This window comes from Aliiglaciecola aliphaticivorans, from assembly GCF_054782055.1.
The window spans coordinates 82,116-107,143 of the sequence record NZ_BAAGTF010000004.1 but is presented as its reverse complement, the minus strand read 5'-3'; the positions used below and the strand labels follow the sequence as shown (position 1 = coordinate 107,143).

Here is a 25,028-nt window from a genome sequence, read left to right as displayed (position 1 = left end):
ATGTTGTAAAGGCATAATCATTGAAAAGGGCAGCGTGAATGACAAATAGTGTTAAAATGTTGGATGGTAGGTCAATACCAAAACTTGGTTTAGGTGTTTGGCAAGCGACGAATGAACAAGTTATCGAAGCAATTACCACGGCTTTCGAAGCTGGTTATCGGTTAATTGATACAGCATCTGTTTATGAGAATGAAACGGGTGTGGGTGAAGCGCTTAAGATGAGTACTTTACCCAGAGAAGAAATGTTCATCACCAGTAAACTTTGGAATCCGGATCAAAGCAACGTTGAACAAGCGCTAGAGGATAGTTTGACTCGTTTGCAACTTGATTATTTGGATTGTTATTTAATTCATTGGCCTGCACCTTCTTTAGGGCAATACACCAACGCCTGGAAAGGATTGATCAAAGCGCAACAAAGTGGCTTGATTAAGTCCATTGGTGTGAGTAACTTTTTACCCGAACATATCGATACATTGATTCAACAAACCGGTGTGACACCTGTTATTAATCAAATCGAAAAACACCCCCTGTTTAGCCAACAATCTCTGTCTGAATGGTGCACACAGAGAGGTATTCTTGTTCAAGCGTGGAGTCCGTTAGCACAAGGTGGAAAAGGTATTTTTGAGCAACCAGAAGTAACCACTATTGCCGCTAAATATGCAAAATCTCCAGCACAAGTCATTTTGCGCTGGCACTTGCAACACAACACCTTAGTGATACCAAAATCAGTGACAAAATCTCGTATTGTAGAAAATATTCAAGTTTTTGATTTTACCTTAACACCTGAAGAAATGACGTTAATTGATGGGTTAGACAAGCATCAACGACTTGGACCCGACCCTCTCGAATTTGTTTGAGAAAAATAGATACCTAAAACACAATGACTAACATTGGGAATAATATGAACAAACATTATCCATGGCTCATCGCCTTTATCGCGTGTATCGCATTGCTTGTCAGTAATGGCATGAGTATTTCCGGTTTATCCGTTTTTGATGAATCACTGCTTAACGAATTTGGTTGGTCGCGGGGCTCTCTCAAATTTAGAGATATGATCACCTTTGCCACCAGCGCATTACTCGCGCCTTTTGGCGGTATCATACTCGATAAAATCGGCGTTAAGCGTTCACTATTGTTTGGTTGGTCATTACTTGCCATTGCTTATACTTTGTATAGTCAAATTGAATCACTGCAAGGATTGTACGTGGTCCATGCGATGCTAGGCTTAGTGCTAATATTCTGTGGTCTAAACCCAGCGGTTATTTTGGTATCCAATTGGTTTACTAAAAAACGTGGAGCCGCCATAGGAATAGCGTTAGTGGGAACTAGTCTAGGGGGCGTATTATTTCCCCAGTATGGTTTATATATGAACGAGCTATACGGATGGCGTTCAGCAAAGCAATGGGCTGCGCTATTCCCAATTGCCATGTTGGTTATCGTGTTATTTTTTGTGCAAGACAATCCATCTAAAAGAAAACAAAACACTCAATCCAGTGATGAAGCAGAACCAGCCTTACCTCCCACCGGAATGGATTATTTAGACGCTATTCGCACTCGTACTTTTTGGGCGTTAACCTTAGTGGCGATGACAACATTCTATACGGTATTAGGGGTTCAAGCGCACTTATTCCTTTACATGCGCGATCTAGGATTTGAAGCAAGCACTGCTGCTAACGGCATTAGCTTATTTTTCACTTGTGCACTTATTGGGAAGTTTGTATTCGGATTTTTAGCCGACCACATTCACTTCAAAAAAGTGTTTATTGGCAATATTTTAGTGATGTTGAGTGGTTCTTTATTGTTAGCTTTGATGAACAAATCCATTTTATGGGAAGCAATTATTTTGTTCGGTCTTGGTTGGGGTGGCGTTTACACTACAATTCAGTTGTCAGCGGTTAACTGTTTTGGCTTAAAGTCGGCAGGAAAAATACTTGGAACCATCACGGTTTTAGATTGCCTAGGGGGCGGTTTAGGTATTTGGCTTACCGGTGTGTTTTATGGCATGAACTCAAATTACGACTTAGCGTTTTGGGTGTTCTTTGGTCTGATATTAGTGGCAATTCCTTGTATTACTCAAGTAAAAGAAACGGCTTTCACCCAATCCAGCAAAAATCCGACTTAGATATTAAAACATTCTATGGCTCTAATTCGTTAGAGTCATAGAAAATACTTGGCTATTTTTGCATTTCACCTAAACACATTTCTCATATTGGTTTCCAACTAGCCCATCAATTTAACCCTCCCCCCTTTGCATTAGAAAACCAGCCTGCTTTTTGAGACTACATTCTTTACCAATGTTGACGGATTACCCCGTTGAAATTAGGTGAATATCGAACTGATTCGCTTTTACTCAAAAATTAAGCAAAAAAATACCTTATTTTTGACTTTTGTTAAGGCGGCTAAATTTTATGCTGCATATGCTGGCTAGCACATTCGCACAATGTTTACGAGTGCAGGTTAACGATAAAATGTTACAAGCTATGAATAAAAACAAAATTTGTTAATTACACTAAAAAATAGCAAAGCATCACATAAAAGGAAAAATTATGAGCAACTTTAAATTACGCAGATACGTGTGTATGGCTGGAACAGCATTCGCTTTATCCCCCATAGCAACATCATTGGTACACGCTCAAGATGCTAACGCAGCAACGGAAGTCAATACGAACTCTCTTGAGAGAATTACAGTTAGCGCACGTAAGACCGATGAATCAATTATAGAGGTGCCATTATCAATTCAAGCCTTTACCAGTGCAGATTTAAAGGAAAAGGGTATCTCTGACTTAGAGGTTTTAGCTAATTTTGCACCAAATTTAGATTTCCAAAACGTGGGTAACTCTCAACCAGGTAGATATAACCCAGGTATTCGTTTTAGAGGCATGGATATAGCCATCACCACTCCTACCACACAAACAGGTGGTTTCTTGGTAGATGGAGTTGCCATGCTCGGTGGGGCAAGCTCAGTTTCATTTAGTGATATTGCCCAGGTAGAAGTCATCCGCGGTCCACAACCTGTCTATTTTGGACGTGGCACGTTCGGTGGTGCAATCAATTACACCACTGTAACACCAACCAGCGACTTTAGTGGCGGCGTTTCGGCTTCATACAGCCCTACTTTTGGTAGCCAGGAGTTAGAAGGTTATGTGGAAGGTGAAATTGTTGAAGACTTAAATGGTCGTCTCACAGCATTCACTCGCAAACAAGGTGCACCTTTTACAGCCAATGATGGCGGCGAGCTTGGAGAAGAAAAAACCACAGGTGTGTCGTTGATTTTGTCTTACACCCCAACTGACGATCTGAGTATAAAAACCCGTTTTGCTTATTCAGAAGATGATGATGGCGCGACCAGTGGTACATTTGTGCCTTTTTCCGTGTATAACAATATTTCAGCTGGTGAAGGAATTACTATTCCAACCAACAACGGCATTCAGGATGTTACCTTTACCCAACCTTGGCTTACTGGTTCCCTACCAACAATAGATGTGAGCAACAACGCGACGTTTTACGACCTTGTAGTTGCAGGGCAACCCATGTTTGACCAAGTACTTGCCGACGGCACTTACAATACCTTAGATTTACTAAACCAACGCCCTGAATCTGGCGATACACCAAGCCTTAATAAAATTGGCCTAGCTGCTGAGTTGGTGGTCTTTTCATTAGATGCTGAATACCTAATTTCAGATGACTATACCTTGTCAGTATTAGCTGGTTACAATAAAAGAGATACGACGCAAATTCGTGATAGCGACCAAACAGACAGTGAAGCCTGGATAACGGCAACATGGTTGGAGTTAGAGTCATGGTCAACAGAAGCTCGTTTCTCTTATGATAATGCGGGTCCACTGCGCTGGATGGTAGGTGTGAGTAAATCAGAAATTGACCAAATGGGTGACGTTGACGGCGGTTGGAATGTATTTAACGGTTTGTTTGGTGGTCTAGAATTTGGGTATGGTTCGAGCTCACTTGATGCTACCAACATCGCTTCTACGGGCGTTTTTGGTGCCATAGAATATGATTTTACTGACGAATTCACAGCAGTATTTGAAGGTCGCTATCAAGAGGACACCTCAATTACCCGTGGTGGTGTAAGCGAAGCAGCGTTAACTGATGCAGTTGAACAAGACTACGACGCTTTTTTACCTCGAGTGAGTCTTCAATACAAACCAAATGCTGATACCAATGTATTCCTTACTTATTCAGAAGCGCTATTGCCTGGTTCGTATAATGCGCAACTTGACTCAATAGACCAAGACGACGCAGCAGCATTCCTAGCAGACAATCCGAATGTACAAAAGACCACAGGTGAAGAAAGTTTAGCCAGTTATGAGCTAGGCTTAAAACAGGCTGTATTAGATGGTAGTGTGTGGTACTCATTAGTCGCATTTTATCAAGAATGGGAAGGCATGAAGTCTTCTGGTTTATATACATTTTTTGGTGCAAGTACGGGAACCCCTTATTTCTTAAACCCAACAATGGAAGGTTCAAGTACACAACAAGGTATTGAAGCTGAAGGTCGTTGGCAGGTTACCCAAAACCTAAACATTCAATTTGCTTATGGTTATACAGAATCTGAATACGATAGTTACTACAGTAACTCATTCCGTAGTGTATTAGGCTTGCCTTATGGAACTTTCCTCGAAACCGCTGGTAACACACTGCCTCGCTCACCAAAACACAGTGGCGCGGTGGGTATAAGCTGGAAAGATACGTTAAATAGTGAGTGGGACTACTCGGCACGTGCAGATCTAACCTACAGAGGCAAAACCTATACTGACGAACTTAATTTGACCACAATTGATTCATACTCATTAATGAGTCTAAGTTTAGGTTTCCAACATGAGAGTGGTATCGATGTTGAGTTGTACTGTAAAAATTGTACTGACGAAGATGGCTGGGCAACTGGACGTCGAAACACTGACTTTAGTGCAATACCAAACTTCTTCTCGTCACAGGGCGCTGTAGTTGACCCTATAATGCCAAGAGAAGTTGGCGTAAAAGTCGCTTATGCGTTTTAATTAGTAATACTTTTAGAAGGCGCCTACTTTAGGCGCCTTTTTTATTGCTGTTTATAAATATAACTTTAATGGCCAAACCATGAACACAACACAACTACAAAACACCGATTTACATAAAAAGCTAATCGTTAGGTTTAGAATCATTCTTATCTTTTTAACATACGCAGGAATGTCATTTATAGGCAATGCCGAAGATTTACAAACTGTACCGTTTTGGCAGGCGCAACAAGGACACTGGCTCAGCGAAAATACTTATATGGATGGTAAATACAACCGCAAAATTGCGCACTACGGGACTATCTTTTCTATCAATGTCGACGCTGAAGAAGCAACAGTAGTTGAGAGAAAATTTTATCCACCTGGTCACTTTCCTGGTTCTGCGGTAGGTTTAGAAATACCTGAGACTATGGGGGTTCAATTAATTCAAATTACAAAGGCGAAAACTATCGGCAGTGAAGATGCGCCTGGAAGTGTATTGTTTGCGCCACTAAATGCGTACACGGCAAATTCCGAAGATAGAATTCAACCAGTTACTGACAGTGCCGCACTTTTTACCTCTACGAATAAATCTAGTAACCAACTCACTTATCAGATGCTTATCACCCTTCCCAGTCCAAATACTCGGATTGTGGTCAATTTAGGTCTTAATCAACAGGATAAGATATATGAATTGGGCCCTTTGCGTGGGGTTTCGGTATTTTCAGCCGTTCGTATTGAGTTAAGTGATGTTGATAAAGAACAAAAACTACTGCGTGAGCGCTATAACACTGGGGTTGTGGTAACAACAGATGAAGATGGTAAATTCAAAGCCACTTGGTTAACTAAACAGTAACCACCTACTAAAATCAAAAAGGCCTTAACACCAACATGTTAAGGCCTTTATAAAATAATATATTGAAAGTCCTAGAAAGGTTTAGTTGCTCCTAAGAACCCAACGCCGGCAATAATAATCCAATATACATAGGCCAGATAGCGAGAGATTCGAATTGAATTTTCCAATTCAGCTTCTAAGGCATCATCTTGTTTTTCTGCTAACTGTCTAAAAATAGTCGTCCACTGACGCATTACGTAGCGCAAATACAAACCAATACATAATAATACTGAGAACAACAGAATCTTGGTTGAGAACCAACGCATTCCTTCAACCGCAATAAAAGGACCATGTCCTAATAGTGACGATACAGCGCAAATAGCAATCACTGGGATCAAGATATAACGTAATTTTTCGTCTATTTTAGTCAGCATCACACCGCGATCAGTTTCGCGGAAATAAAATGCGGACCAGCAAAGTACTAACCAAGCTGCAAATATGCCCCAAACTGTCGCTAACACCCAACCACCATAAGGTTGAATGCCCCAAATATTGCCCATATGGAAACCAAGTGGAAACAACAATAAAATACCTGTTCGCGCTAAGATATCAATGCGATAGGCGGTTTCTAGATGTCGCTTTCGCTCATCCATAGATAATTTTCTATTTACGACGTTAAATGCGATCTGGAAAACACCCCATTCACCACCTAACCAGTAGACCATGGCAATAATATGTGCCCATTTGAGAACGGAAAGTTCTACTATACCCATTTTGTAAACTCCTTCATGTAAGCTGAGTTTACAATACAGTCTGAAAATTTACCGTCCTTAACAAATATCAAAAAATCGTTAACTAGTTTAAAGCTCGGCTTAATAGTTAATTCTAAATAGGCGGCCAAGCAGCTATAGTTTAGAGTTGGTGTGCTAGGTCTATGTCGTTTCGTATGCTTAGGTTAACTTGCTATCAGGAACACTCTCAATTATGACAATTATCAAAGTGCATTGCGCCCAAAGCCTTTACACTAAAGTCAAATTTGCTTAGAAATTAATAGAGAAAAAAATGCTTAATACTATTGTGCAATTAAAACAAACCCCAGAAGGTGTACCCGAACCTAGTGACTTTCAATTAGCTAGCGCTGAAGTTGATGCATTGCAAGAGGGTGAAGTGCTTTGCCAAATCATGTATTTGTCTCTAGACCCTTATATGCGCAGTCAAATTTCTGGACTGCATATTTCGGGATCAGTGTTACCTGGCACTATGATGAACGGTGAAACCATAGCACGGGTGCTAGAAAGTCGTTCAGATGACTTCCAAGCCGGTGATATGGTTCGAGGCTTCGGCGGATGGCAACAATATGCAATTTTACCTGCAAAAGCATTAACTAAATTACCAGCCGATGCGACTAATTATTCTGCCTATTTGTCTGCTTTGGGTTCAACTGGATTAACCGCTTATGCTGCATTAATACTTAAAGGCGCACCTAAGCAAGGTGACACTGTTGTGATTCCTGCTGCTACAGGCGGTGTGGGTTCAACGGCTGCACAATTGGCGAAAATATATGGTTGCAAAGTGATTGGTATTGCCGGCGGTGAAGAAAAATGTCGAGTGGCTGTTGAAAAGCTGGGATATGATGCCTGCATTGATCGTAAAACAGAAAATGTTGCTGAAAAATTAAAAGAGTTGTGTCCAGATGGCGTCGATATATATCTAGATTTAGTGGGCGGAGAAACCCTAAATATCGTGTCCAGTCAATTAGCCATAGGCGCGCGCGTTATCCTCTGCGGGATCATGTCTGAAGTCAATAAAACTGAGCGTTCTGGTGGCCCAATGCCAGCTATGTGGATCAAGAGTCGAGCAACAGTATTTGGCTTTGTGGTTTATGACTTTGAAGGTCAACGAGCTGACTTTATTAAAGAGTGTCAGGGCTACATTGATGAAAACCGTTTAGTGCCATTTGAAGACGTCACTGAAGGTATTGAAAATGCTGCCGACGCTTTCTGTCGATTAATGAAAGGCAAAAACATCGGTAAAGTATTGGTCAAAGTTTCTGATTAAGTAACAGAGCATGACACGAATGAAAAAACACTATATTGACCTTCCTGGAGGTCAAATTCATTTTGTTGTTGCGGGCCAAGGCCAACCTGTTTTTCTGCTTCATCAATCGCCTATGAGTATTGCCGAGTGGGATGAGATTATTCCAGTATTGGCAAAAGACTTTATGGTATTCGCACCAGATATGCCCGGCCATGGTCAGTCATTTGATCCGAGTTATGCCATGCAAGTTGAGGATTTTGCTCAAGTAACCTTGCAGTTAATTAACAAACTAGGCTTTGAGAAGGTTATGTTAGCTGGTAATCATTCAGGCGCGGCTTTGGCAACCTGTATTGCGACCCAAGCTCCTCACAAAGTCTCTAAATTAATTATTTCCTGTGAAATGTTAGCCTCTAAAAAGCAAATCCACGAAATTATGGAAGCCTTTAAGAACAAGCCAATATCTCGAGAAATTCCCTTCGACGATGAAGGACAGTTTATTGCCGATGCATGGAAACGCTATCAGATGCTTGCCCCAACAAGTTCTTTGGATACGCGTTATAAACCTTTTATCATAGGACAAGCAGGTAGATTACGTCCCTATGATATTCATCACTGCGTTTTAGAATGGATGGAAAAACAAGATTGGGTAAGTCAAATAACATGCCCTACTTTGGTATTTGGTGCAGAAAATGACTTGTTTTATTCTCTTTCAGAGCTGCAAAATGCGCTGACCCGTATAAAGCAATGCGAAGTAACCACCATTTCCAATGCTGGCGCCTTATGCACCTTTGAGAACCCTTCAGAAATTAGCAGAAAATTCCACGAATTTTTAACTAAATAGAAATTAATCTGCTTGCAATCTCCAGTAGCTCGGTATCTTATCGGGCTAACTTAGTTATCTAAGACGGCTTTTTCGCGCTTATCATTTACTCAACATACCTCAAAAGTGTCAGTTAAACACACACAAAAAACCTCAGAGCATGGTTACAATGCATCTGAGGTTTTTAAGAAGTCGTATTAAATCAATTAATAGGACGCTGATATACTATATTTTAGGTGTAATACGGGTCTTTCATTGGTCCTAAGGACTTAGAACGTACAGGTTGTAATGGTGCTGGAGCTTCTGTTCCAGGATAATCTGGTCCCCAATTCACCGGATCGCCATGCATTTCCATCTTCGCATTATCCGTATACCAATCCACTAATCGGCCGTCGCAACGCAGTAGCCAAGTAGTACCTTCAGGTCCAGCCACAAAATCACCATGGCGAATCAAAGGCGGACGGAAGAAATACACGCCTGGCCATTGTTTACCAAAGTTAAACTCGAAGGTTCCTTCTAATGTATAAGCTTCTTCATACACAGGGTGATGAGCAAGTGGATGTTCTACCCAACCAGGCTTAGCTTTGATCAAACGAGTATAGAATTCAGTTTTTTCATCACGGAACAATAGTTTAATGAACAACCCAGGAACCGGTGTACCACCAGCTGAGAAATCCATGGGGCTGCCTAACTCTACCGGCACCCATTCCATTAAATTACTGTGCTTAACAACTAATTTCTGATCTTCACGAACACCTTCTTTATCAGCACTCGCTTCTTCAAATTCCCAAGTGCCAAATTCACGGAAATAAAGAATTTCTGTACCTGGTTTCACTTCAATAGCTGGGCACAATACGCCAGGAGGTGTGCACCAATAGCCACCTTCAGTCAGCACTTCGTCGCCAATTTTTACTTCGCCACTGAGTAAGTACCATTCAGTTTGGGCTACGTGAACACCAGCAGGTCTCTTCCAGGTAGTTTCGAATAATATTTTTGCAGATACAGAACCATCTTCTTCATCATAAGATAGGTTACGTTGTTTAGCTGTACCTTCAGTTGCACCGACTAGTTCCGAAGGATGCCAAATCAAGTCCTTTTCGTCGATCATTTCTACATGAGGTCTCATTATTTCTCCAATCAGTTATATTAAGAATGGTTAAAATTATGTTTTCTAAAGAGCTGACGATACCACTGTGCTCTGTCGAAGGTTGCTTAACTTATTCATTCTAAAAATAGGCTAAACAACGCTTAATTCACCAAGCAACTCGCTTGTAATTTAAAAGTCGACAATTTTTATGCCGCAACTTGTGCCATCAAACATGGCTTGTAGTGCATCAGGCGCAGACTCTAACCCTTTAAACACGTCTTCAGTCGACTTAAGCTGACCTGATTTGTACCATTCAATAAGCTCTTTCTCTGCTGCAGGGAATTGATTGAAATAATCCCACACAAAGAAACCTTCGATACGCGCACGTTTATATATGACATTGTAGTAGTAACGCGGACCAGGAAGCGGTGGTTCTTGGTATTCAGTTGCAATCATTCCACAGATAACAGCACGACCTTTTAACGCTATATTTTTCAAAGCGAAGTCAAGAATATCTCCGCCAACGTTATCAAAATACACATCAATACCATTTGGACAGTACTCTTTAAATTTTGCTTCTATATCGTCATTTTTATAATCGATAGTTTCATCGACACCAACGAACTCTTCTAGCCACTTGCATTTATCTTCACCACCAGCGATACCGATAACTTTGCAGCCTTTAATTTTTGCGATTTGGCAAACAATAGATCCAACACCGCCCGCCGCTGAAGATACAACTACAGTTTCACCTTTTTGCGGTTTACCAATATCGAGTAAACCGAAATAGGCTGAGAAAGCCGAAGAGCCAAGAATACCCAAATGTAAATACAGGGGTTCTTGAGGGTTATCTACTTTTTGCAGTGTTTTAACCAATAAATCCCCTTGGTCACCACTTTGAACTGAATAGTCCTGCCAGCCAGTAGAACATGCAACTATATCACCCACTTTGTAGTCATCATTATTTGATTTTAAAATCTCACCAACTCCGCGACCACGCATAATGTCGCCAATTTCAATGGGGGTATGAAATCTACTTTCTTCGCCCATAAGATAGGCGCGCTGAGCGGGTGAAAACCCGAGTGCAGTGGTTTTAACTAAAAACTCACCTTCACCTGGCTCAGGGATGGCTGTTTCTTTCATATCGAAAAGTTCAGAAGTGACTGCTTCACCCTGACGAATATTTCGACTCAAACAAAGTTGTCTATTTAGTGTCATTGATTCGACCTTAATTACGCTTGATAGAACCGTCTTTTCATTAATTTTATGGTAAAAAACCGGGTTTTAATAAAATAACCGTTCTGTTAATTTGTTGTATGTTGATAGGGTCTTTTTGCAAACATACGGTCAAACCGAATATGGTGCTTTAAAATTCTATTTGTAGAATTTTAGTTCTACCGTCAACTACGAATATTGACCGTGAATGTTTGGATAAACTTTTATCGCAGACATATCAAGAGAGAATATTTAAGCTATGCTGGATCTCGGTCAATGCTTAAATAATACGTTCGCTAATAGGGGTATTGGAATGATAATTGTCAATAAACCAACTAATTTTTACTATAAATAAGGAAACTAAGGCAACGTAAAATGATTAAATTTTCAGCTAAACAGAGGGCAATTTCGCTGATAAATTGATCAAATGAATATAAAGTGTAAGTATCTGTTGATTGTTTAATATGCAAGCATAGAATGAAAAGGTATAATGACGTAAACATAATTCTTTTACGAGTTCAATCCGTTAAAAACACACGACGACATAAAGGAAATAAATTTGTCAAAGTTAACAATAATTAAAACCCTTAAACAATATGGTCAGCACATTGGAATGGAATGGAATGGTCCTACACCGCTGTATCACAAATTATATAGTCTGTTAAAAGATCAAATCATCGATGGCACCATCAGTTACGGAGCGCAATTACCCACAGAACAAGAATTGGGTGAGGCATTCAAGCTGTCTAGAATCACAGTAAAGAGAGCTATGGATGAATTGGCAGCAGAAAAATTGGTGGAACGTCGTCGTGGCCGCGGAACATCTGTCACTTATAAATATAAGCCTAAGCCAGCCAAATCTCCGTTAGTAGGTTTACTCGAAAATATCGAAACTATGGGCCGACACACGCTGTCCAGAACCATCGAAATATCACAAACAGTGCCACCTGCGGATATTCGAGAAGCCCTGAGTCTAAAAGACACAGAGACCGCCTGTCGTCTACTTCGGGTTAGATTAACTGAAGATGAAAAAATCCCCTACGCTTATTACATTAGTTGGACTTTAACCTCTGCAGATACATTTAATGCGGACGCATTGAATAATCACACGCGGATTGAGCTACTGAGACAAACAGGTATCAATATTTCACGTATTGATCAGATTATTAGTGCTGAAGTGGCTAGTACAGAAGTTGCGAGAGAACTAAATATACGAGAAGGAAGTCCGTTGTTAGTGCTTGAACGTCGCTCTTACGACTCCGATGATAAACTCATTGATATATTGTATTGCCGTTATAATCCGTCCATTTTCCAATATCAAATGACAATGGATTTAGATGGTTATAAAGAAACTGTCTAAAACTTAATTAGACATATCGAATTGCGCCAAACTAATCTAGAAAAGACTAATTTGGCGCCGATTTAGTTTACGATTTTTTAACCGGTGCAGGAGTTTGTTCGTTAGCGTAATGCTCCAAACTAGACCAGCTAGGCTCAACCCACTCAGTTGGCGCTTCAAAATATTTAGGATAGTGTTTTTTCGCGTAGGCTAATACCTTCGGAGACATCATATCCATATTATCGTAACAGCCCATGATACAGTTATAATATGCGTGCCCTTCTGCTTCACCCATTAACATCCAGGGTAACCATGGAGTAATACGATTCCAGCTGCCAGAGAACATTAAGCCAGTCACTTTAGGATCGGCAAGATCTTCTTTATCGAAAACATACGTAAACATTTCAGAAACGCGATTCATCTCACCTGATGATTCACGGGGCCACTTATCCGGTTGCAAAGCATTTTTGTAATATAAGTGCGTATTACTTTGCAACATGACTTTATTATCGCCCACTTCAGTCCAAGGTAGAATCATTGGAATGTCAGGCAGATCAACTTTTTTGTTTAAACCGCCGTATGAAGGTGGTTTGGGATAAAATGGACCAATTTTAAAGTTAAATGGGTCGTTAGCAATATGGACGACTTTAACAGTTTCATCGGTATAAGGGTTTTCCCATTCTTCAAGAACTTCCCCGGTTTTCAGGTCAGTGTAAAAGCCAACTTCCCGTAGTAGTTTTTCATATACGCCATTACCAGCATCTTTAAGCCTGGCAAAAGAAAACCCTTCAAAACCGCACAATTCTCGGTTCTTCTCACCTTTTTTCACACCGATAACAGTACCGCGATACCAGCCAAACTTTTGCTTACCAAATTCGAGGTCGCCCATGATTCGAGCGAGTGCATCACGATTCCAATAGTTGTCACTGTATTTAAGTGTACCGGAGTCTTTAGGTAATTTTGAACTTACAGTTGGGTCTATAGTAATAGCGTGAGCCCGGCCAACGGCCATGCCAAGACCTGCACTAGCTACGCCTGCACCAATAAGACCTTTGGCAGTCTTACTTAAAAACTCACGACGAGAGCCGGTCTCATCTAAGTCATTTTTTTTCTTATCTTTGTCCATTACTTTCCTCGTTCTTAATTAAATATTAACTACTTAAAAAACTATCTTTTTAACAATCAAACTCTTTACGGTCGTTTCGACATTAACTAACTAAAAATGTTATTAGTCTTGAGCAACAACAGCACTATATAACCACTAAAGGACTGTCTATAGTTGCTAGCGCTTCAACACCGTCCTTAGTTATTCTTACCAAATCTTCCAAGTGACAATTCCCCCATCCCATTTCTAAACTGGGGAAGTCGACGGTTAAGGTCATATTTTCTTCTAGAATTAAATCATCTTTAACCTGAAACGGCAGGTTATCCCTGTATGGCTCATCGGTATGTTGTAGTCCTACAGAGTGAGGTACCACAATTAAGGGCGGCATTTTTAATCCAGAGCTCTTCATGGCGAATCGGGCGGCTTTTTCAATTTCGGAATAACGGACACCGGGTCGCATAATTTCTAGCGCGGCCTGCCAGCCAATTTGTAATAATTTAGTTCGCTCAAGCAGTTCTTTTGAAGGCTCTCCTGCAACCACTGTTCGACCAAAGTCACCGTGGTAATAGTTAATTTCACTGACTGCATCGACTAAAATTGGTTGGTTTTTAATGATTTCGCCATTGGTTAAACCTCCAACGGAACCTGCAGCTAACCAAGTCGCTTTTGCCCCGAGTTTAGCAGCCTCTATAGCAAACAACTGGTCAATATCTGCATTGCTAGCACCAACATCTAACTGCTGAATCATATTCATGGCAGCCTGTTGATTTACCGCAGCAATACATCGCATATGTCGAACTTCAACATCCGATTTCACAACCCGTATTTTTCGAAATATATTGTCGCCATCAACACATTGAGTCGTGTAATGACCTGCACTTTTTAAAATTTCCGTGAGCCTTAAATCGTCTACAGCTACTTTTGCGTGATCTAAGCCCGCTTCTTTTAATGCCATTACCAAAGCATGTTGTGGCGTAGGCATAAATTGCCCTTCAAATCGTTTCTCAATCCCTATCCAATCTAATTCTCTGGGTGTTAGGCCTGCCTCATTAATTTGTAAAATGGATGTCAAACCAGGCGCGGCCTCTAGTCCTGTATCTACAGATTCTTGACCGACAAAATCATGCCAATTAGTCGCGGCAGAATAAGGAATAATCTGTGCGGTTTCACGTAATCCATTTGATATTTGCCATAGATCAGTGCTCCCTACGACTAAGATTGTTGGCTTTTTTTCATCTCGCGGAAAAACCGCAAAACTAGGTTCACGTGTTTGAATTTTCACGTTAAAAGCGACGAAGTTACCAAGATAAAATATGTTTACCGGATTAAAAGCAACCAGCCCATCTAACCCTGCTTCGTCTAAAACTTTATAAGCCTGGGACTTATTCACCAGAGCGCTCCCATCGAATGATGCAGCGCTGTTGTTATTTCCCAAGCTTTTCACATCAAGCATACTCATCGCCCCACTATCCAGCAGTAAAACTAGTTGTAGTATTGAAGCATTGAGTAACTCGATATAAATGTGTCATTAATCAATCTTACCACTGGCGATATCGTCGATAACTTGATTAAAACGACTTTTACTATCGCGCGCTTTCAGTTCTGCAGACTCCTGATTCATCACGCTGAAAAGATTTCCTAAGAAGACTTGGCGTCTAGCTTCGCGCTCTTCCAATGTTGCTTGGTCAGGTGTATAGCTTTCAATTTCTTCCGCCGTCACTTGATTCTTTTGAGCGGATAATTTTTCTAAAGTATCCAGTCGATCACGTGTTGCTGATAATTCTTGTGCCAGAACCATTACCATATGCATTAGATAATCAGATTCTGGAGCCTCGTAAAACGCAGGGCGTTTACCTTTAATAACTTTATGTTGATTCATTTTTTCACCTATTAGACAATTTTATTGGGATGGAGCTACCAATAGCATTAAACAGCTTTTTGAGCTATCAACACTTCCCATCCACCACCAGGTGCATATTCTCCAGCGGTAAACTCTCGGTCAGTGAGTCCCTGCGCCATATCTTCAGAATAAGATTCACTCTGGCCTATCAACTCCATAATCGCCATTGGAGCAGTATCAAATTTAATATCTTCGCGCTTGAAGCCTGCTTCTACAGCCGTTTCTATTTGGTCCGTATTGCGCATAGCAGTCCAGAATGGTTCGTTGTTATACCAAGTTTCGTTATCTAGAATAAGTTGTGTGTACGGGTCCATATCGTCAAACGGAGGCAAGTCTGCGTGGATCATAATTCCACCAGGCTTAAGTAACCGCATGCACTCTTTGAAGATTTTTGGCATCGCATTTTTAGATGTTTCATGGAGTAAAATGTGAGAAACAATAAGATCAAAACTTTCATCTGGATAATCCGTTTTCTCAGCGTTTGCCAATTTGAAATGTACTGGCAATCCCAAACCTTCGGCACGATAGTGTCCGTAAGTAACACAAGCTTCAGAAACGTCAATTGCGTGTACTTCAGACTCTGGGAAAAGCTCGGCATAAGGCAAAGTGGAGTGGCCAACTGTGCAGCCCATATCCAAAATACTTGTTGGCTTAAAGTCTGGGTAGTTACGACTAATATAATTACAAACCGAACGACCCATGTCGTCATTGTTTGGTCCCATATAACCCAACGCATAAATATAAACGCCTCTATCGTAAAGTGCGCCAGTATATAATTTACTCACGTCGCTAGGCCCACAGTAACCGCCAGGCATACAGTGAATATCCAGTTCAGAAATATATTTGGGGACAACGAATCCTTCATCAATTTTTAATGTACCGCCAGCCTTTGGCACTGCTTCGGCTTTCTTCTCAAGTTCTGCTATTTCGCCTTCAATTCCATCAATCACCGAGAACCACTGTAATTCCTGGCTTGAACGATTAATACTAAGATACGCTTTGAATATAGGGTCATCGGCAAAGGCTTCTCGGGCTTCTCGATAATATTTCGGATCATGTTCGTGGGTCTTGTTAAATTTAGCCGTAGCGCGGGTTTGATAAGCATTTTGGACTAAAGGTAATATGTCTTGTTGAATGTAAGTTTTTAAGCTTTTCACAAACTCTTGTCTGGCGCGATCATCTGCATCGCCAACAACCAACATTGGATGTTCGTTTTGTTGAAATGTATTTAGTAAGCTTGATGTCATAATTATTTTTCCGTATATCTTGTTAATGATTTACTGTGACTATTCTGCTGTGCAGTTGAACGGCAATTAAGCTCAACCTCTGTGCTAGCTAAAGCGAAGCGAAATATGACGCTAAATCAGCAATTTCTTGGTCCGTTAACGATGAAGCATACAAATTCATCATGGGATCAATACGCTCTTTACTCCGAAAGAGTTTTAATTGAGCTTCCATATAGGGTCCATGCTGACTTGCTAGATTTGGCCAAACGGGTCCATAACTAATTCCTGCACTACCATGACAACCAACGCAACCTTTGGCCACCGCTAGTTTTTTCCCTGCCTCAACATCTCCGGCAAAAGCACTTAATGCTGTTACGAATGTGAGTAGTAGCACTAAGATGATTCTTACTTTTCTGCGCATAGTTAACTCCAACAATGCCTGTTTGAATATTTAGTCAAAATACGTGGTTAATATGTTTATGCCATACGTGACACAATTTCATTCGCTGCACGTTCACCAGATTCAAGCGCGCCTTCCATTCCTGAAGACCATTGGGCGGTATGCTCTCCGGCGAAATGTAATCGACCAGCGGGTTTAGCCATGGTTTCGCTATAGCGGCTGATTTGACCAGGTTGCCAAACAGCAAAAGAGCCTTTTGACATAGGTTGCTGCTGCCAAGAATTTACTTTTACAAATCTCACTGAGCCTTTTGCTTCAGGGAGTGCTTTGTAGAATTCTTTTTGAATAAGTGTACTCGCCTCAGAAATAGACATTTTATCTAGCGCTTCCACTGTTTTGCCGTTTATCCAAACAGTCAAATTAGTGATACGCCCTGTCTGACTAGGATCAGTTGCCATGATCCTTTCAATAATTGAATCAGACCACACATTTGGTAACACGCCTGAGCCTTCCCAAAATGGTTTTTCAACTTCAAAATATGCTTGATAGACTTGGCTATAAACTAACTTATTGATTGCTTCTGTTTGCAGTGCAGACAAGCTAGGCTGAATGGAAACATCGCGTAATGTGGAAAATGGCATTGCACTAATCACATAACTTGCTTGGTGCTTCGAACCATCAGCACAAGTCACTGTGACTTTATCTTTGTTTTGCACAATTGAAGTAACCACTTTATTCATTAGTATTGGGGCTTTGATGGATTTTGCCATCGCCTCAGGTAAACGTTGATTGCCCTGGTCAACCATCCATACACCACCAGGCGTTTGAATAGATTGATACAACAAAGCGTTAGTTCGATGCTGGAATAATAAAGATGTATCTTGTAGCGTCCGCCCGTAATTATTGCTCACGCCCATCATATCGATTGCTTGCGCGGAGAAACCTTTTTCGCTCAAAAGGTCAGCAACGGGTATATCTAAGTTAAAATTAGATTTTTGAAGCCAATCATCAGGAGAACTCAATGGTGGTTTACCTAACACACTTAACAAGGCATGTTCAGGGGGTAAATGTCGAAACTCTTTGGGAAAAGGATTTAACTTTGAGGTTACCCAGTCTGCAGGCATTACTCTTTGGTTTTGCGTATAAAATGTTTGACGAATAGGCTCATCGCCTAACATGAAATCAACTTGATTCATTTTAACGCCAAGACGCTTAGCCGTGTAAAGAGTGCGACCATAGTTTGAACCTATTGTTTGGCCACCCGCTTCAGGTTTACCCTGCACGTCATCCATAGTGAATAACCGCCCACCGATTCTATCTCGCCCTTCTAATACAGTAACAGACAAGCCAGCACGCTCTAGTAATTCAGCAGCATTCAAGCCAGATAATCCAGCTCCAATAATTAATACATCAGTTTTCCCATTACCCCACGCTAACGGCGGAAGCATTGCCGCTCCAACTAAGGTCGCGCCGGATTGGAGGAATCGTCTGCGGTTCAATTTCATATTAAAATTCCTTTACATGCGTGCCGTGTATTTATTAGGTGTTTTTTCCTACACTATTGTCTCGAGAGTATCCTAGGGATTGGGGTTGATCATTGACATATGTCAATACGAAAAGAAAAAGGCTTAATAGAAGTTTTGAGCAGGTTTAAGATAGTTTTCTATCCTGAATTGGGGCGCGTCCTTGCCCAATTTCAGAGTTGGATATAGTTAACATTCAGCCAATTCACTTACCGCTGGCAAATTTAAAATTTGTAAATGATTTAACTTTGGAAATGCAACTAATCCATCAGATTTTAGCTTAGCTAAGCAACGACTTACGGTTTCAATGGTTAACCCTAAATAGTCCGCCATATCTTGGCGCGACATGTATAGCTCAACGCGATCTGCACGTGCGCCGGGTAATCGTTCTAATAATTGCATAAACAAGAAACATAGGCGTTCAAGGGCTTTTTTCTGGCCTAAAACATACAGTTGCTCCATTACTCGTGAAAATATGGCCGATTTAATTTGCTCCATATTTTGCTTTAAGTGACCAACCTCTTCGCTCAACGTGTTTAAACGTTTACGACTGAATTTGTAGAATTCAACTTTAGTTAAACAGCGCACCGCACAATCGTAATTAGGTGAATGAGTCAGGCCAATGAAATCGCCAGGGAATAAAAACCCGATGATTTGGCGTCTCCCGTTAGTGAAAATACGCTCAATTGCTACAGAGCCTGAAATGACATTGTAGACAAAATCTGCAGGGGTATCTTGGCGAAACAAGTACTCGCCTTCTTCGCACTTAGATTGCTCAGCATAGTTCTCTAAACGATCCAACTCATGGGGTGTCATATCGTGAAATAACAAGCAATCGTTAAACACCGTATTCGAATAAGTAGGATGTATGTGTTTGGGTATAAATATTGTTGACATAACATTATTCCTTTTTAACAAAAGAATTACATAAATTTTTATTAGTAGCAAGTACTTAGCGTGTATTTTAACATCGATATAATCAAAGCAAACAGCATACCAAAATCTCTGTTTTTGATATTTATCAATATTTTTCAAACACTTATTAATAGCTTTTAGCGCAGAAAATGTACAAATGATATAACATTAGTATCAAAATAAGTGAAAATGATTCATTCTGGTGCAGTGATTTTGCTATTTAGAAAGCCCATTTTGGTTAAATGATCGCCACGAAATGTGAATATAAATGGGCGATGAGGATTATTTTAACCAGAAATTGATCATTTTGATCAGCAGATGACAATCAGTTTATTTGCTGGTCATTAATAAATGGTTTTACATTCTGATTGTTCACAGATGTGAATTTACCAACCAAAGTGATTTTTCTGGTTATGCAAACCCTATAGTTTGACATTTGTCATTGTCGATTTTGATAGAACAAGCAACACTATAAATGTTTCTTTTCAACCTCGTTTTTAGACACAAATGAAAAGGTAAATTAGCTTATACAACAAGATAAGTACTTTAGTTAGGTAGCAGCAGATGTTTGCACCACATTCTCACTATTTAAATTCGAAAGATGATCAGCAGCCAACAATTTGCTTCTGCTCAAATGAAATCTAAAAGATAACTTAACATTGCGCAGCTTTGATACAAGGGTGATTAAACGCGGTGCAAAAATTTAAAGTGACAAAGGAGTCGCTCATGAGTACCGTTGAATTCACCACTGCAAACAAAGTCATTTGTAAAATTGGCGCTGTTGAACAAATTTCTGCTCATTGTCGTTCACTGGGTATTAGTCGTCCGCTAATTGTGACGGATCCAGGATTAATTAAAGCGGGACTAATTGAAAGCATAACCACTCCCTTAAATAAAGCCGGTATCACTGCGGTCATTTATAGTGACATACAAGCTGATCCACCGGAATCTTTAGTTTTATCAGCCGCAGATTTTGCAAAACAATTAGAAGTTGATGGCGTTATCGGTTTTGGCGGAGGTAGTAGCTTAGATGTAGCTAAGTTGATCGCAGTGTTGGTGAAAAGCGAGCAAACGTTAAGCGACATGTACGGCATTGACCAAATTACTGGGAAGCGACTTCCGTTAATATTATTGCCAACAACCGCGGGAACGGGATCTGAAGTCACCCCCATTTCAATTATCACCACGGGAGCAACAACTAAGTCAGGCGTTGTGTCTCCCACTTTGTTACCAGATATCGCAATATTGGACGCCACGCTTACCGTGGGTTTACCACCGGCGATTACCGCAGCGACTGGTATTGATGCCATGGTGCATGCCATAGAAGCTTTTACTGGCAAAATTAAGAAAAATACCTACTCAGATATGTTAGCCAAAGAAGCGCTAAGGCTGATGTCGCAAAATTTATTAGAAGTGGTTAAAAATGGCAACAACTTGGAAGCTCGTTCTGACATGCTATTAGGGGCCTTAATGGCAGGGCAAGCCTTTGCCAACTCGCCTGTTGGAGCTGTGCATGCACTAGCCTACCCGTTAGGTGGCAATTACCATATTCCCCACGGTTTGAGTAACTCCTTAGTATTACCCCATGTTTTGCGGTTTAACGCACCCGATGCAACCGATTTATACGCACAACTACTGCCAAGTGTCAGCGGCGGCCACAAACATGAAACCGGATCCCAAGGTTGTAACCAGTTTATCGATTTTATCGACAATTTAATTACAGATGTCGAATTACCCAAAAACCTGAGAACGTTAAATGTTCCTCAAGAAGATTTAGGTAAGTTGGCAGACGAAGCAATGCAACAACAAAGGTTATTAATAAATAATCCTCGCGAAGTAACTCGCGAACATGCCCTCGGTATATATGAACTCGCTTACTAACAGATAAATGTGAAACAGCATTCATACACAACGAGATTTTATTGAAACGTGATAGTAAAGAGTTAACAAATGGCTAATCCAATACTTAGAGAAAAATTAGAAAAAGGCGAATTCGTATTTGCCCCCGGAATTCAAGATATGATCACTGCAGTGGTTGCTAACAAGGTTGGATTTGATGTTGTATATGGTACTGGGTATTGGTTAACAGCATCCGCTTATGGCATACCCGATGCGGGTATTGTTACATATACACAAATGGTTGATCGCATGCGAACCTTAGTACAAACCAGTAATTCAGCGGTAATCGCCGATGCAGACACAGGCTATGGTGGTTTACTCAATGTGCATCACACCGTGCGCGGGTATGAAGAAGCGGGAATTACTGCTATCCAAATCGAGGACCAAGAATTTCCGAAGAAATGTGGTCACACGCCAAATCGGAAAGTGATTCCAGTTGAGGATATGATTGAAAAGATAAAAGTCGCTGTTGATGCGCGTACCGATAAAAATATGTTAATAATAGCGCGCACCGATTCTCGTCAGGCGGAAGGATTGGATGCCGCAATTGCAAGAGCTCAAGCATATTATGAAGCGGGTGCTGATATATTATTCGTGGAAGCGTTAGAATCTAAAGATGAAATGCGTAAAGCGTGCAAAGAAGTAAAAGGACCAATGTTTGCCAATATTTCTAATGGTGGCTCTACTCCAATGTTAACCGTGGAAGAAATGAAAGAAATAGGTTACGCCATCGCAATTGCGCCTTCGTTGACGAGTTTAGCGGCCGCTAACGCTGCAGAAAAAGCACTTATTGCAATGAAACAGCAAGGTAGTCCGCAACCAGAGGGCGTACCTATTAATGACTTTGGTGAGTTCTGTTCATTGATCGGCTTTGAAGATGTTTGGGCTTTCGAAAAGAAGTGGGCAAAATAATAATTTAAAGAAAGAGTAATCACATGACTATTAGCGAAAATATCGATCAAAATTATGCAAACGTTTATAACAATAAAGTTGGCTACGGCAAGAAACCAGCGTTAGTACTGATAGACTTTGTTGAAGCCTATTATGATAAATCCTGTGAGTTATATGCAGATGTTGAAGATGCGTTAGCATCTGCTCAGCGTGTACTGGAAGCTGCAAGAAAAGCGGGGATTCTAGTGATTTATACCAATGTGGTGTATCACCCTTCAGGTGTCAACGGTGGCACATTCTTCAAGAAGGCGAAACCTTTACGCTATTTAACGGAAGGTTCGCCAATGGGTGCTTGGGCTGGAACATTAAAACCCAGCGAAGACGAATTAGTGATATCTAAACAATATCCAAGTGCATTTTTTGGCACATCTTTGAGCTCTACGTTAACAGCCTATGGTGTTGATAGCGTGATACTAACCGGCTTGACAACCAGTGGTTGTGTTCGCGCAAGTTGCGTTGATGCCTGCTCAAATGGTTTTATCCCAATTATTGTAGAAGAAGCTTGTGGCGATCGTCATGAAGCTCCTCATAAAGCAAACTTATTCGACATGAATGCCAAATATGGTGACGTTGTTACTGAAGCGGATGTCATAACTTACTTGCAATCATTGAATGCCTAAACCCATTGCCAATAAAAAAGTCAATCAACAACAGTTGATTGACTTTTTTATTTAGAGCGTCATATCGGCGATCGATAATCCCATCTAATTTTGTAAATATAACCAACTATGTTGCTTCTGTGTTTGCTGTTCAAAAGCCTTAATATCCGCTTCATACTGCAGTGTTAAACCAATACTGTCTAAACCGTTAAGCAACATTTCTTTGCTACCAGTTTCTATATCAAACTCAAAGTGAAGCCCCTTCTTGCTGCTCACTTTCTGTTCCTGTAGGTCTATTTCAATTTTCAACTTTTGAGGATCTTGCATTATTTCATCAGATAGTTGCATCACTGCTTCATTACTAAGTACTACCGGAAGAATGCCGTTTCGCATACAGTTCTGATAAAAAATAGCACCAAAACTTGGTGCTATTATGGCGCGAATACCATATTCGGCCAATGCCCAAACGGCATGCTCTCGTGATGAGCCACAGCCAAAATTGTTTCCTGTCAGTAAAATAGTAGTATTGGCGTATTCCGCTTTATTTAATATGAAATCAGGATTAAGTTCACGAGAGTCAGACATGACATAACGAGAAGAAGCGAATAACCCTTCACCTAGGCCTTTTTTAGACACACGCCGCATTTCTCGGCTGGGAATAATCGCATCAGTGTCGATATTGATTCGCAACAACGGGGCTGCAATACCACAATGGGTAGTAAAAGCTTTCATTAATTAGTCCTCATCATAGTGCGGGGGTCAGTAATACAACCATTTAAAGCACTGGCAGCTACGGTTTCTGGGCTGGCTAAATGAGTACGAGTCTCTGGGCCTTGGCGAGATTCAAAATTACGGTTACTTGTGGACAATACTCTTTGTTGCTTACCAAAGTGCTCTCCACCAGCGTAAAAACACATTGAACATCCACTTTCTCGCCATTCAAAACCCGCATCCAAGAAAACCTGATGCAAACCTTCACGCTCTGCCGCCGCTTTGACTTGTTGAGAGCCAGGGACACAAATTGCTTTTACATGAGAAGCCACTTTTCGCCCCTTAAGAATAGCTGCGGCTTTGCGTAAATCTTCGATTCTAGAATTAGTACAGGAACCGATAAATGCACAGTCTATCTTTAGATCAAGTAGTTTATCGCCTGGCTGCAAGGCTTGATAAGCTAAGGCCCGTGTGGCGGCAGTGCGGGCATCTTCTGAAGCCAATGATTCCAATTCAGGAACAGTTTGGCTAATTCCACAAGCGTGTTGAGGACTAGTTCCCCAAGTGATAGTGGGTTCAATCTCAGCCACATCAATCTTAATTTCAGTGTCAAACAAAGCATCATCATCGGTGACTAAGCTGTGCCAATACTCAACTGCTTGGTGCCATTGTTCACCTTTAGGAACGTAAGGACGACCTTCAAGATATTCGATAGTTTTTTGATCGGGCGCGACTAAGCCTGTAAACGCAGCAAACTCTACCGCCATATTACATAGGGTCATACGCGCTTCAATTGACAAGGCTTCAACTGTCGGCCCAGCAAATTCGATAGCATGTCCAGCGCCCCCGTGAGCACCAAACTTACTGATTAAGTGCAAAATCATATCTTTAGCAGTCACGCAGGAATTTAGCTCTCCCTCAAACCACACTCGCATCAATTTAGGTTTATTAATACGTAACGTTTGAGTAGCCATGGCATGTTCGGCTTCAGAAGACCCGATCCCCCACGCAGCAGCGCCTAAAGCGCCTTGTGTACAAGTATGACTATCAGGACAAACTAACGTTAATCCAGGTTGCACAATACCAAGTTCAGGACTAATGACATGGGCGATACCTTGTTGCTCGTCACCAATATCAAACAGAGTAATGCCTGCAGCTTTGGCTTCTTTGCGGGTAGCTTGAATGAAGTCTTTCCCTGAGGGCATTACGGTATCATCACCACGACCAGGAAAGGTATCGACGATATGATCCATGGTACAAAATACTTGTTCAGGATGACGAACCTTACGCCCAGCTTCTGCCAGACTTTGTAAAGCAATAGAGCCCGTTCTCTCGTGTAAAAAAACCCGATCTATATAAATTAAGTAGGTGCCATCGGGTAAAGATTTTACTTGATGCGCATCCCATATCTTCTGGAAAAGTGTCTTGGACATGCTTAACTCTTGTTTCAAGGATAAGGAGGGTCTACTTGACCC

The 25,028-nt window shown here is 41.0% G+C and carries 22 protein-coding genes; 10 read left to right on the top strand and 12 right to left on the bottom strand.

Going from position 1 to position 25,028, the window contains the following annotated elements; translation table 11 throughout:
- Window positions 1-38: 38 nt before the first annotated feature.
- The 4 genes from ACYVIL_RS03065 (at window position 39) to ACYVIL_RS03050 (ending at window position 5,847) form a co-directional block, all read left to right on the top strand.
- Entirely contained in the window at window positions 39-857 is an 819-nt protein-coding gene (locus ACYVIL_RS03065) for an aldo/keto reductase (RefSeq protein WP_460311512.1), read from the top strand.
- A gap of 44 nt (window positions 858-901) precedes the next feature.
- Window positions 902-2,122, top strand: a complete 1,221-nt coding sequence (locus ACYVIL_RS03060) for an MFS transporter (RefSeq protein ID WP_460311511.1) — start codon at window positions 902-904, stop codon at window positions 2,120-2,122.
- Between the two features lie 424 nt (window positions 2,123-2,546).
- Window positions 2,547-5,015, top strand: a complete 2,469-nt coding sequence (locus tag ACYVIL_RS03055) for a TonB-dependent receptor (protein ID WP_460311510.1) — start codon at window positions 2,547-2,549, stop codon at window positions 5,013-5,015.
- Window positions 5,016-5,094: 79 nt separating this feature from the next.
- The gene (locus ACYVIL_RS03050) at window positions 5,095-5,847 is read left to right on the top strand and encodes a hypothetical protein (protein ID WP_460311509.1); all 753 of its coding nucleotides are present in this window, start codon (window positions 5,095-5,097) and stop codon (window positions 5,845-5,847) included.
- Between the two features lie 71 nt (window positions 5,848-5,918).
- Here the strand turns inward: ACYVIL_RS03050 and ACYVIL_RS03045 are convergent, their stop codons facing one another.
- On the bottom strand, window positions 5,919-6,599 hold the full coding sequence (locus ACYVIL_RS03045) for a hypothetical protein (RefSeq protein WP_303473030.1): 681 nt from the start codon (window positions 6,597-6,599) through the stop codon (window positions 5,919-5,921).
- A gap of 289 nt (window positions 6,600-6,888) precedes the next feature.
- Here ACYVIL_RS03045 and ACYVIL_RS03040 point away from each other — a divergent pair, with 289 nt between their 5' ends.
- Both ACYVIL_RS03040 and ACYVIL_RS03035 read left to right on the top strand, forming a co-directional pair.
- Entirely contained in the window at window positions 6,889-7,884 is a 996-nt protein-coding gene (locus tag ACYVIL_RS03040) for an NADP-dependent oxidoreductase (RefSeq protein ID WP_460311508.1), read from the top strand.
- 10 nt (window positions 7,885-7,894) lie between these two features.
- On the top strand, window positions 7,895-8,704 hold the full coding sequence (locus ACYVIL_RS03035) for an alpha/beta fold hydrolase (protein WP_460311507.1): 810 nt from the start codon (window positions 7,895-7,897) through the stop codon (window positions 8,702-8,704).
- 211 nt (window positions 8,705-8,915) lie between these two features.
- On the opposite strand, the gene ACYVIL_RS03030 is transcribed toward ACYVIL_RS03035, so the two are convergent.
- Together ACYVIL_RS03030 and ACYVIL_RS03025 are read right to left on the bottom strand one after the other, a co-directional pair.
- The gene (locus tag ACYVIL_RS03030) at window positions 8,916-9,809 is read right to left on the bottom strand and encodes a DUF4437 domain-containing protein (RefSeq protein ID WP_460311506.1); all 894 of its coding nucleotides are present in this window, start codon (window positions 9,807-9,809) and stop codon (window positions 8,916-8,918) included.
- A 150-nt stretch (window positions 9,810-9,959) separates the two neighbouring features.
- Complete coding sequence (locus ACYVIL_RS03025) at window positions 9,960-10,988, bottom strand: NADP-dependent oxidoreductase (RefSeq protein WP_303473023.1); 1,029 nt, start codon at window positions 10,986-10,988, stop codon at window positions 9,960-9,962.
- 556 nt (window positions 10,989-11,544) lie between these two features.
- Here ACYVIL_RS03025 and ACYVIL_RS03020 point away from each other — a divergent pair.
- The gene (locus ACYVIL_RS03020) at window positions 11,545-12,345 is read left to right on the top strand and encodes a GntR family transcriptional regulator (protein ID WP_303473021.1); all 801 of its coding nucleotides are present in this window, start codon (window positions 11,545-11,547) and stop codon (window positions 12,343-12,345) included.
- A gap of 67 nt (window positions 12,346-12,412) precedes the next feature.
- Here the strand turns inward: ACYVIL_RS03020 and ACYVIL_RS03015 are convergent, their stop codons facing one another.
- The 7 genes from ACYVIL_RS03015 to ACYVIL_RS02985 form a co-directional block, all read right to left on the bottom strand.
- A complete protein-coding gene (locus tag ACYVIL_RS03015) occupies window positions 12,413-13,450 on the bottom strand; it encodes a DUF1838 family protein (RefSeq protein ID WP_303473019.1) in 1,038 nt (345 codons plus the stop codon).
- 124 nt (window positions 13,451-13,574) lie between these two features.
- Window positions 13,575-14,882, bottom strand: coding sequence for a M24 family metallopeptidase (locus ACYVIL_RS03010; RefSeq protein WP_460311505.1), 1,308 nt, complete (start codon window positions 14,880-14,882; stop codon window positions 13,575-13,577).
- 75 nt (window positions 14,883-14,957) lie between these two features.
- A complete protein-coding gene (locus ACYVIL_RS03005) occupies window positions 14,958-15,308 on the bottom strand; it encodes a hypothetical protein (RefSeq protein WP_303473013.1) in 351 nt (116 codons plus the stop codon).
- Between the two features lie 47 nt (window positions 15,309-15,355).
- Entirely contained in the window at window positions 15,356-16,576 is a 1,221-nt protein-coding gene (locus tag ACYVIL_RS03000) for a class I SAM-dependent methyltransferase (protein WP_460311504.1), read from the bottom strand.
- 88 nt (window positions 16,577-16,664) lie between these two features.
- On the bottom strand, window positions 16,665-16,976 hold the full coding sequence (locus tag ACYVIL_RS02995) for a c-type cytochrome (RefSeq protein ID WP_460311503.1): 312 nt from the start codon (window positions 16,974-16,976) through the stop codon (window positions 16,665-16,667).
- A 56-nt stretch (window positions 16,977-17,032) separates the two neighbouring features.
- Entirely contained in the window at window positions 17,033-18,460 is a 1,428-nt protein-coding gene (locus ACYVIL_RS02990) for a flavin monoamine oxidase family protein (protein WP_460311502.1), read from the bottom strand.
- Between the two features lie 207 nt (window positions 18,461-18,667).
- Window positions 18,668-19,375, bottom strand: a complete 708-nt coding sequence (locus ACYVIL_RS02985) for a Crp/Fnr family transcriptional regulator (protein WP_303473005.1) — start codon at window positions 19,373-19,375, stop codon at window positions 18,668-18,670.
- A 744-nt stretch (window positions 19,376-20,119) separates the two neighbouring features.
- On the opposite strand from ACYVIL_RS02985, the gene ACYVIL_RS02980 reads away from it, so the two are divergent.
- The 3 genes from ACYVIL_RS02980 to ACYVIL_RS02970 all read left to right on the top strand — a co-directional run bounded on the left by ACYVIL_RS02980 (window position 20,120) and on the right by ACYVIL_RS02970 (window position 22,863).
- The gene (locus ACYVIL_RS02980) at window positions 20,120-21,274 is read left to right on the top strand and encodes an iron-containing alcohol dehydrogenase (protein WP_460311501.1); all 1,155 of its coding nucleotides are present in this window, start codon (window positions 20,120-20,122) and stop codon (window positions 21,272-21,274) included.
- Between the two features lie 69 nt (window positions 21,275-21,343).
- Window positions 21,344-22,204 carry an isocitrate lyase/PEP mutase family protein gene (locus ACYVIL_RS02975; RefSeq protein ID WP_460311500.1) on the top strand — a complete coding sequence of 287 codons (861 nt, stop codon included), beginning with the start codon at window positions 21,344-21,346 and terminating at the stop codon, window positions 22,202-22,204.
- A gap of 23 nt (window positions 22,205-22,227) precedes the next feature.
- A complete protein-coding gene (locus tag ACYVIL_RS02970) occupies window positions 22,228-22,863 on the top strand; it encodes an isochorismatase family protein (protein ID WP_303473000.1) in 636 nt (211 codons plus the stop codon).
- 84 nt (window positions 22,864-22,947) lie between these two features.
- Here the strand turns inward: ACYVIL_RS02970 and leuD are convergent, their stop codons facing one another.
- Both leuD and leuC read right to left on the bottom strand, forming a co-directional pair.
- Window positions 22,948-23,574 carry a 3-isopropylmalate dehydratase small subunit gene (leuD, locus tag ACYVIL_RS02965; RefSeq protein WP_303472998.1) on the bottom strand — a complete coding sequence of 209 codons (627 nt, stop codon included), beginning with the start codon at window positions 23,572-23,574 and terminating at the stop codon, window positions 22,948-22,950.
- The gene (leuC, locus tag ACYVIL_RS02960; RefSeq protein WP_303472996.1) at window positions 23,574-24,986 is read right to left on the bottom strand and encodes a 3-isopropylmalate dehydratase large subunit; all 1,413 of its coding nucleotides are present in this window, start codon (window positions 24,984-24,986) and stop codon (window positions 23,574-23,576) included. Before leuC ends, leuD begins: the two co-directional genes overlap by 1 nt.
- Window positions 24,987-25,028: the final 42 nt, after the last annotated feature.

Bases quoted from the DNA above. Each gene is read 5' to 3' on its own strand.
- ACYVIL_RS03065 (WP_460311512.1), top strand. From the start codon at position 39: ATGACAAATAGTGTTAAAATGTTGGATGGTAGGTCAATACCAAAACTT.
- ACYVIL_RS03060 (WP_460311511.1), top strand. From the start codon at position 902: ATGAACAAACATTATCCATGGCTCATCGCCTTTATCGCGTGTATCGCA.
- ACYVIL_RS03055 (WP_460311510.1), top strand. From the start codon at position 2,547: ATGAGCAACTTTAAATTACGCAGATACGTGTGTATGGCTGGAACAGCA.
- ACYVIL_RS03050 (WP_460311509.1), top strand. From the start codon at position 5,095: ATGAACACAACACAACTACAAAACACCGATTTACATAAAAAGCTAATC.
- ACYVIL_RS03045 (WP_303473030.1), bottom strand. From the start codon at position 6,599: ATGGGTATAGTAGAACTTTCCGTTCTCAAATGGGCACATATTATTGCC.
- ACYVIL_RS03040 (WP_460311508.1), top strand. From the start codon at position 6,889: ATGCTTAATACTATTGTGCAATTAAAACAAACCCCAGAAGGTGTACCC.
- ACYVIL_RS03035 (WP_460311507.1), top strand. From the start codon at position 7,895: ATGACACGAATGAAAAAACACTATATTGACCTTCCTGGAGGTCAAATT.
- ACYVIL_RS03030 (WP_460311506.1), bottom strand. From the start codon at position 9,809: ATGAGACCTCATGTAGAAATGATCGACGAAAAGGACTTGATTTGGCAT.
- ACYVIL_RS03025 (WP_303473023.1), bottom strand. From the start codon at position 10,988: ATGACACTAAATAGACAACTTTGTTTGAGTCGAAATATTCGTCAGGGT.
- ACYVIL_RS03015 (WP_303473019.1), bottom strand. From the start codon at position 13,450: ATGGACAAAGATAAGAAAAAAAATGACTTAGATGAGACCGGCTCTCGT.
- ACYVIL_RS03010 (WP_460311505.1), bottom strand. From the start codon at position 14,882: ATGCTTGATGTGAAAAGCTTGGGAAATAACAACAGCGCTGCATCATTC.
- ACYVIL_RS03005 (WP_303473013.1), bottom strand. From the start codon at position 15,308: ATGAATCAACATAAAGTTATTAAAGGTAAACGCCCTGCGTTTTACGAG.
- ACYVIL_RS03000 (WP_460311504.1), bottom strand. From the start codon at position 16,576: ATGACATCAAGCTTACTAAATACATTTCAACAAAACGAACATCCAATG.
- ACYVIL_RS02995 (WP_460311503.1), bottom strand. From the start codon at position 16,976: ATGCGCAGAAAAGTAAGAATCATCTTAGTGCTACTACTCACATTCGTA.
- ACYVIL_RS02990 (WP_460311502.1), bottom strand. From the start codon at position 18,460: ATGAAATTGAACCGCAGACGATTCCTCCAATCCGGCGCGACCTTAGTT.
- ACYVIL_RS02985 (WP_303473005.1), bottom strand. From the start codon at position 19,375: ATGTCAACAATATTTATACCCAAACACATACATCCTACTTATTCGAAT.
- ACYVIL_RS02980 (WP_460311501.1), top strand. From the start codon at position 20,120: ATGAGTACCGTTGAATTCACCACTGCAAACAAAGTCATTTGTAAAATT.
- ACYVIL_RS02975 (WP_460311500.1), top strand. From the start codon at position 21,344: ATGGCTAATCCAATACTTAGAGAAAAATTAGAAAAAGGCGAATTCGTA.
- ACYVIL_RS02970 (WP_303473000.1), top strand. From the start codon at position 22,228: ATGACTATTAGCGAAAATATCGATCAAAATTATGCAAACGTTTATAAC.
- leuD (WP_303472998.1), bottom strand. From the start codon at position 23,574: ATGAAAGCTTTTACTACCCATTGTGGTATTGCAGCCCCGTTGTTGCGA.
- leuC (WP_303472996.1), bottom strand. From the start codon at position 24,986: ATGTCCAAGACACTTTTCCAGAAGATATGGGATGCGCATCAAGTAAAA.